General features: G+C 78.1%; 1 protein-coding gene. It reads right to left on the minus strand.

What is annotated here, in order from left to right:
- Window positions 1-93 precede the first annotated feature (93 nt).
- Window positions 94-677 (minus strand): bifunctional (p)ppGpp synthetase/guanosine-3',5'-bis(diphosphate) 3'-pyrophosphohydrolase (locus tag HYE82_RS36940; protein ID WP_179178587.1); only part of this gene is annotated, 584 nt, incomplete at its 5' end.

A 677-nucleotide genomic window follows, 5' to 3' on the forward strand; every position in this document is an offset into this window, starting at 1 on the left:
GTCCCCGTCCCTGCGGCAGGCTCACGCGCCGGACGGACCGGCTCCCGCCGGCTCAGGCTCCGGCCGGCCCCGTCCCGGCCGCCCGCACCCGCCCTACGCCCGGTCCACGTCGTAGACGCCGGGCACGTCCCGCATCGCCCGCATCAGCGCCGGCAGGACGGACGCGTCCGGCAGTTGCAGGGTGTAGGTGTGCCGGACGCGCTGCTCGACGGGCGGTTCCACGGTCGCCGAGACGACCTCGACCCCCTGTCGGGCGATGGCCTCGGTCAGGTCGGCCAGCAGGTGCGGGCGGCCGAACGATTCCGCGGTCAGGGTGACCCGGCAGTCCGCGGTCGCCCGCCAGTGCACCGCGACGGAGGTGCGCCCCAGCGAGCGCATCTGCGCCACGGCGGCGCATGCGACGCGGTGGACGGTGACGGCCCCGCCCCGGACCACGAACCCGGCGACCTCGTCGGGCGGCACCGGCGTGCAGCAGCCGGCCAGCCGCACGGTGGCGTCCGGGAGGTCGGCCACGGCGTTGCCGCCGCCGCCCCGGGCCCCGACCACCGACAGCGGGGCCCGGGCGGGCGTGGTGGTGGGGGTGGCGCCGTCGGGGTGGTCCCGGAGCCAGCTGCTGATGGCGATCCGGGCGGCCTGGGTCTTGGCGTGTTCCAGCCATTCGGCGGCGGGCCCGGAGG

This window comes from Streptomyces sp. BR123, assembly GCF_013401435.1.
Classification (GTDB): domain Bacteria; phylum Actinomycetota; class Actinomycetes; order Streptomycetales; family Streptomycetaceae; genus Streptomyces.